Genomic DNA, 7557 nt, shown 5'->3' with positions numbered 1-7557 from the left:
TGGAGCACGGGCAGATCACCGGGTCCAGGCAGAAGATGGTGTGCTGCGGGTACTGGGCGGCAAGGCGCTGGACCAGGTTGATCTCCGTGCCGATGGCGAAGGTGGACCCGGCCGGGGCCGCCTCGATGGCCTTGACGATGAAGTCCGTGGATCCGGAGGAATCAGCGGCGTCCACCACGGGCATGGGGCACTCCGGGTGCACCATGACGTGGACGTCAGTGAAATCGGCCCGGGCCTTCTCAATCTGGGCGACCGTGAAGCGCTTGTGCACCGAGCAGAAGCCGTGCCACAACAGGACCCTGGCCTCCACCAGCTCGTCCTCGGTGCTGCCGCCCAGTGGCTTACGCGGATTCCACAGGGGCATCTGCTCCAGGGGGATGCCCATCGCCTTCGCGGTGTTGCGCCCGAGGTGCTGGTCCGGGAAGAACAGCACGCGTTGTCCGCGCTCGAAGGCCCACTCCAGCACCTGAGCCGCATTCGAGGAGGTGCAGACGATGCCGCCGCGCTCGCCGACGAAGCCCTTGAGCGCCGCGGAGGAGTTCATGTACGTCACCGGGATGACCGGGACCCTGCCGTCGGCGTCTGGTGCGGTCCCGTAGACCTCCTCGAGCTGCTCCCAGCAGTCCGTGACGGAATCGAGGTCCGCCATGTCCGCCATGGAACAGCCCGCGGCCAGGTTGGGCAGAATCACCGACTGCTCGGGTGTGGAGAGCAGGTCGGCGGTCTCGGCCATGAAGTGCACGCCGCAGAAGACGATCGCCTCCCCCTCGGGGCGGGTTCGGGCTGCCTTGGCCAACTGGAAGGAGTCCCCCACGAAATCGGCATGAGCCACGACCTCGTCACGTTGGTAGAAGTGACCCAGCACCACCACGCGGTCGCCCAGCTCGGTCTTGGCCGAGCGGATCCGTTCGTGGAGGTCCTCGTCGGTGGCCTCCCGGTAGGAGGCCGGCAGTTCGCCCTGGCGCGGTGCCGCCCCTGGCAGCGGGTCGTCTTGCGACGCCCCGGGGCCATAGCCGGGCCCGGGCAGCGTTCCGTCCGGGCCGGCGTCGAGCATCCAGGGTGCGGAGTCCAAGGAGGGGGCGCAGGAGGACCCACCGGCGGAACCGGCGGCGATGAGCTTCAGGGTCCGGTCCACGGAGGCGTCGATCGGAGCCCCGGAGGAGGGGGGCGCCCCCGCGGGGGAATGCTGGCGGACGGTGGTCGGGTGGGCCGTCATGGTCGGACCCTTTCTGCGGTGGGATTCTCGGGTTGGACGTCACGGCGCCGGGCGGCGTGCGTCTGGTTGCGGTACCGATACAGCTTGGGTGGCCGGTGTGGGGTGCCGGCCATCAGCTCGCCGGTGGCGACGATGTCGGGGGAAGCGGTCATCGAGCGGCGGAAGTTCGCGGCGTCGAGCTCCTGCCCGAGCACGGCCTCGTGGACGGACCGGAGCTGGGCGAGGGTGAAGGTCTCACCGAGGAAGGTGTGGGCGATGTGCGCATACTCGACCTTGGTGCGCAGTCGCTCCAAGGCATAGTCGACGATCGCGTTGTGGTCGAAGGCGAGCCGGGGCAGCCGGTCGGCACGGAACCACCGGACGTTCTCCCCAGGTGTGGCCCGTTCCACCTCATCCGTGCGGACCAGGGCGGAGTAGACCACGGACACCACGCGGCCGGTGGGCGAGCGGTCCACCGCGCCGAAGGTGTAGAGCTGTTCCAGGTAGCTGGGATGCAGCCCGGTCGTCTCGCCCAGGGTACGGGCGGCGGCCGACTCCAGTGCCTCGTCGGCCGGAAGCCACCCTCCGGGCAGAGCCCAGCGGTCCAGATGCGGTTCACGGGTTCGCAGCACGAACGGTGTCCACAGCGACGGTGTGGAATCAGTGGCGTCGGCTTTCGGCCGCAGGGCGAAGATGACCGTGGACACAGCGAACCGGGCAGATGACTGTTCCATGCACTCCTCCTGTCTTCCTCGCCTGTGGACGACGTCGTTCCCACTCGACCCCGCCAGCCTGCTTATGGTCAAAGCGACTTTAAGGTCACCTGGATCTTACAGTCATGAGGACGCTAAGGGGAAGAGGGCTCGGGTATCACCCAGATGGTGTGATGCCCGAAGCCACACCCCGCCTCGCGAGGTTGAATCAAGCAGGTGGCCGTCCCCTGCACTGCCCGGAGAGTGAGAGATGAGCACCGAGAAGGAATCGTCCGAGCACGAAGAGCTGCTCCGGCTCCGCGCGGAGGTCGCTTCCCTCCGTGCGGCTCAGGCCGGCTCGCCACGAAACCCGCCGGATGTGGCGCCGGGCACCAGAGGGTCCGGTCGCTGGACGGGCCGCCTGCGTGCGTTCGGCGCCGCGATTCTGATCTTCCTCGGATGCGTCATGGCCCCCGTCTCCGTGGTGGCGTCGTGGCTGGACACCCACATCACGGATACTGATGCCTATGTGGAGACCATCGACCCGCTGATCGATGACCCGGCCCTGCAACAGGCGCTCTCGCGGACCGTCACGGCGGCAGTGATGGAAGAACTCGATGTTGAAGGGACCGCTGAGACCGCGCTGGAAGCACTGGCCGGGCGCACCGATCTGCCGGCAGGGATGCAAGATCGGATCACCGGGCTCTCGGTACCCATGACAGACGGCGTGCAGGGCTTCGTGGAGGGGCAGGTGCTGAACGTCGTCTCCTCAGAGCGCTTCGCCGACGTGTGGGCCGAGGCCAATCGCGCCGTCCACGCCCAGCTGGTCGCCACTCTGACCGGTCAGACCCGGGACGGGGTGGAGATCTCCGAGGGCGGGCAGGTGGCCCTGGACATCGCGCCCTTCGTCGAGATCGTTAAGGGGCGATTGGTCGAGCGGGGCATCGGCGTGGCTGCGAGCGTGCCGGAGATCCACACTTCGTTCGTCCTCTTCGAGGTGCCCCGTCTGGGTGCCGCCCAGGCTGGTTTCGCGGCACTGGACCTTGCGGGGGCTTGGCTGATCATCGGTGCGCTAGCAGTGCTGGCGTCCGGGGTTCTGGTGGCACGCAACCGGCGCCGCGCCACCATGGTCGCCGGGCTGGGGGTGGCCGCCTCGATGCTCGCTCTGGCCGGCGGCCTGTGGATCGCCCGAGAGCTCTATCTGGGATATGTGCCGGCGGAGCTGTTGTCCCGTCCTGCGGCGGCGGCGGCCTTTGACACGGTCGTCCGTTTCCTGCGGACCGGCCTGCGCACTGCCTTCGTGGTCGGCGTCATCGTCGCCGGTGCGGCCTACCTCACGGGCCGCTCGGTGACCGCCACCGGCGTCCGCACAGGGATCTCATCCGGATTCCATCGCATCCGTACCCTGGGTGGTCGGCCAGGTGGGTTGGCGGGCGAAAGGGTGGGCGGTGTGCTGGCCACCTATCGCCGTGCGTTGCAAGTCGTCGTGATCGCTGCAGGAGCGCTGGTCTTCCTCCTTCTCGACCGTCCAGGCCCGGCCGGAGTCGCGTCCGTCCTGACGGTGGTACTGATCCTGTTGGCGGCACTGGAGGTGCTCGCCGGCCCCGGGGTGGCGACGTCAGGACCTCCCCGAACCCCCGTAGACAGCATGCCGGCAGGCGGATCACCGTCCACCGACACGTGAGCCTCACCGAGACCGCTGGCATCACCCCTCACGTGGATTAGGATGGGAGCCATGTCACGGAAGACTTCGATGGGATGGCCGGTGCTCCGGCAACTCCTGGGCGGCGACCCCCTGGGCCGCAGCTCTTCCGTGGTGTCCCGGAAGACCACGGAGATCACCCCGCGCACCACCACGGCGGACCGTGCGGTCCAGAGCGTGTGCCCCTACTGCGCCGTTGGTTGCGGACAGAAGGTCTTCGTCTCGGACGAGAAGGTCGTCCAGATCGAGGGGGACCCGGAATCGCCGATCTCCCGCGGCCGGCTGTGCCCCAAGGGCTCGGCCAGTGAGCAGCTCGTCAACTCGGACACTCGCCAGACAACAGTCCTGTACCGCGCCCCCCGCGCCAAGGACTGGCAGGAGATGGACCGGGAGACCGCCACGGAGATGGTGGTCGACCGGTTCCTGGAGTCCCGCCGCAACAAGTGGCAGGACGTGGACGAACACGGCCGCCACCTCGGGCGCACCATGGGCATCGCCTCGCTCGGCGGTGCCACCCTGGATAACGAAGAGAACTACCTGATCAAGAAGCTCTTCACCGCGGCTGGAGCGATCCAGATCGAGAACCAGGCCCGTATTTGACACTCCGCCACGGTTCCCGGTCTGGGGACCTCCTTCGGGCGCGGCGGCGCCACCCAAACGCTGCAGGACATGGCCAACGCTGACTGCATCATCATCCAGGGCTCGAACATGGCCGAGGCCCACCCGGTGGGCTTCCAATGGGTGACCGAAGCGAAGGCGCGCGGCGCCAAGGTCATCCACGTCGATCCCCGGTTCTCGCGGACCTCGGCCGTGGCGGACAAGCACGTCCCGATCCGGGCCGGCTCGGACATCGTCCTGTTGGGCGCACTGATCAACTACGTGATCCAGCACGAGAAGTGGTTCAAGGACTACGTGATCGCGTACACGAATGCCGCGTCCGTCATCAACGAGGATTTCCGGGACACCGAGGACCTGGATGGCCTGTTCTCCGGTTTCGACCCGGAGACCGGCGGCTATGACATGTCCAGCTGGTCCTATGAGCCGGATTCCTCCGCGCACTCGCGGAACCCTGCGGATGCAGGTGCCGCGAAGGCCACAGGAGGCAACGACGGCGACGCCCCGGCCGAACAGGACGGTGCCGAGGAGACCGCGGAAGCCGCCGGTGACCAGTACGGCATGGGCGGTCCCGAGCTGGATGTGAGCAAGCCGCGGCGGGACGAGACACTGCAGCACCCGCGCTCGGTGTTCCAGATCCTCAAGCGGCACTACTCCCGGTACACCCCAGAGATGGTGCGGGACGTCTGCGGCATCTCGGTGGAGGACTTCGAGATGCTGGCCCAGACCGTCACGGAGAACTCCGGGCGGGAGAGAACCACGTGCTTCGCCTACGCCGTCGGCTGGACCCAGCACACGGTCGGTGCCCAGTACATCCGTACCGCCACGATCCTGCAGCTGCTGCTCGGCAATATGGGCCGGCCCGGCGGCGGCATCATGGCGCTGCGCGGTCACGCCTCGATCCAGGGCTCCACGGACATCCCCACCCTCTTCAACCTGCTGCCCGGCTACCTCCCGATGCCGACCGTGGAGAAGGAGGACCTGTCCACCTACCTGGACGGGATCGCCTCCAAGAAGCAGAAGGGCTATTGGGCCAATGCCGATGCCTACACCATCAGCCTGCTCAAGGCCTGGTGGGGGGATGCCGCCACCGAGGAGAACGACTGGGGCTACGGCTACCTGCCGCGACTGACCGGGCCACACGGGACCTACCAGACGGTCGAGGGCATGATGGCCGGCGAGGTCGAGGGCTACTTCATCCTCGGGCAGAACCCCGCCGTGGGCTCGGCCAACGGCCGGATGCAGCGGATGGGCATGGCGAACCTGAAGTGGCTCGTGGTCCGCGACTTCCAGCTGATCGAGTCCGCCACCTGGTGGAAGGACGGGCCGGAGATCGAGACCGGCGAGCTGCGCACCGAGGACATCGAGACTGAGGTGTTCTTCTTCCCGGCGGCGAACCACGTGGAGAAGGCCGGCACCTTCACCCAGACCCAGCGGCTGGTGCAGTGGCGCCATCAGGCGGTCCAGCCCCCGGGCGACGCGCAGAGTGAACTGCAATTCTTCTACGAGGTCGGTCAGCGCATCCGGGCCCGCCTGGCCGGCTCCACCGATCCGCGGGACCGCGCCCTGTTGAACCTGACGTGGGACTACCCGGTGGACGAGCACGGCGAGCCGGACGGCGACGCGGTGCTGCAGGAGATCAACGGACGGCACCTGACCGGACCCGACGCCGGCAAGCACCTGTCCACGTTCAATGAGATGAAGGCGGACGGCTCCACCGAGGGTGGCTGCTGGATCTACACGGGCGTCTACGCGGACGGCATCAACCACGCCGCGGACCGGGAAACCGGGGCGGCGGACGGCCCCGCCGGCAAGGAGTGGGGCTGGGCCTGGCCGGCCAATCGCCGCATCCTCTACAACCGCGCGTCCGCGGACCCCGAGGGCAGACCGTGGAGCGAGCGCAAGAAGCTCGTCTGGTGGGATGAGGAGCAGGGCCGCTGGGTCGGCAACGATGTGCCGGACTTCCCGGTCACCCTGGCTCCCGGCACGACGCCAGACCCGGAGGCCGGCGGTCCTGCGGCTCTGGCCGGGGACGACGCATTCATCATGCAGGCCGACGGCAAGGGCTGGCTGTTCGCTCCGAAGGGCATGGTGGATGGACCGTTGCCCACGCACTACGAGGCCCAGGAGTCCCCGGTCCCGAACGTGATGTACGCGCAGCAGCACAACCCCACCCGGGTGACCGTGCCGCGTTCGGACAACTACAGCAAGCCCAGTGCCGGGATGCCAGGCGCGGACGTGTATCCGTTCCTCTTCACCACCTACCGGCTGACCGAGCATCACACGGCCGGCGGCATGAGCCGCTGGCTGCCCTACCTGTCCGAACTGCAGCCCGAGATGTTCTGCGAGGTGTCTCCGGAGCTGGCGGCCGAGCGCGGGCTGGAACCCTACGGCTGGGCGACCATCGTCTCGCCGCGCACGGCCATCGAGGCGAAGGTGCTCGTCACCGAACGCATGCGGCCGCTGCGGATCGGCGGCGCGGAGGGACAGACCGTCCACCAGATCGGCCTGCCCTATCACTGGGGAGTCGGTGGTGACGCCGTGGTCAGCGGGGACTCCGCGAACGACCTGATCGGTGTGACGCTGGATCCGAACGTGCTCATCCAGGGGTCCAAGGTGGCGGCCTGTGACATCATCCCGGGCCGCCGGCCTCGGGGTACCGACCTGTTGGACTTCGTCGCCGGCTACCAGCGGCGGGCGGGCCTGACGGTCGACAGCGGCAACGAGGGCGTCACGGGAACCGGTGAGGACGCCGGGCCGGAGGCTGACCCGATGGCACCGCCCGAGATGACGAGCGCACGGCCGCACCCGTCCGCGGACGGGCCGGTCCTGCCGCACGATCCACCGGGTCCGCTGGGCCGGCACCCGGGCCAGCAATCCGGACCTCAGCCCCCGGCCACCGAACCACGCACAGGAAGGGAGGACTAGATGGTGCAGCTGACCCAGGGGCCGGACGCGGCCGTGGAGGGCAACCCCACGGCGGACGCCCACTACGAGCACCCGCATCCGCGCAAAGGCTTCTTCACGGACACCTCCATCTGCATCGGCTGTAAGGCCTGCGAGGTGGCCTGCAAGGAGTGGAACCGCAACCCGGTCGACTCGGACTACACCCTCTCCAACTCCTCCTTTGACAACTCGGAGGGCCTCGGCGCGGATACCTGGCGCCATGTGGCGTTTGTGGAGCAGGACCGGCAGCGCGTGGAGGAGGCCCGCGCCTCCGGACGCGCGCTGGTCAGCCTCGGCATGCCGTCCGTCCGGCGCGTGGCGGGGGACGGCACGGCAGCGGACGACGCCGGCGCCATCCGTCCCAGCAGCCGCACCGGTACCCGATCGGGCCCGTTGGACGGCCCGAT

The 7557-nt window shown here is 68.4% G+C and carries 3 protein-coding genes and 2 pseudogenes; 3 read left to right on the top strand and 2 right to left on the bottom strand.

The annotated features are described in order from the left end of the window. A partial coding sequence (gene nadA, locus RUH65_RS14755; RefSeq protein WP_313818368.1) for a quinolinate synthase NadA occupies positions 1-1216 on the bottom strand: 1216 nt, incomplete at its 3' end. After that, positions 1213-1929, bottom strand: a complete 717-nt coding sequence (locus tag RUH65_RS14750) for an NrtR DNA-binding winged helix domain-containing protein (RefSeq protein ID WP_313818367.1) — start codon at positions 1927-1929, stop codon at positions 1213-1215. The genes nadA and RUH65_RS14750, both read right to left, overlap by 4 nt. 229 nt (positions 1930-2158) lie before the next feature. Here RUH65_RS14750 and RUH65_RS14745 point away from each other — a divergent pair, with 229 nt between their 5' ends. The 3 genes and pseudogenes from RUH65_RS14745 to RUH65_RS14735 all read left to right on the top strand — a co-directional run. Then, a complete protein-coding gene (locus RUH65_RS14745; protein WP_313818366.1) occupies positions 2159-3571 on the top strand; it encodes a hypothetical protein in 1413 nt (470 codons plus the stop codon). A gap of 51 nt (positions 3572-3622) precedes the next feature. Continuing rightward, positions 3623-6955 (top strand): annotated as a pseudogene (fdh, locus tag RUH65_RS14740) (formate dehydrogenase); the annotation flags it as partial. Positions 6956-7132: 177 nt separating this feature from the next. Beyond that, positions 7133-7557: pseudogene (locus RUH65_RS14735) on the top strand (4Fe-4S ferredoxin); the annotation flags it as partial.

This window comes from Citricoccus sp., assembly GCF_032154715.1.
Taxonomy (GTDB): domain Bacteria; phylum Actinomycetota; class Actinomycetes; order Actinomycetales; family Micrococcaceae; genus Citricoccus.
This window is presented reverse-complemented; position numbering and strand designations above follow the sequence as displayed.

Coding starts and splice junctions, on each gene's coding strand:
- RUH65_RS14750 (WP_313818367.1), bottom strand. CDS start 1,929: ATGGAACAGTCATCTGCCCGGTTCGCTGTGTCCACGGTCATCTTCGCC.
- RUH65_RS14745 (WP_313818366.1), top strand. CDS start 2,159: ATGAGCACCGAGAAGGAATCGTCCGAGCACGAAGAGCTGCTCCGGCTC.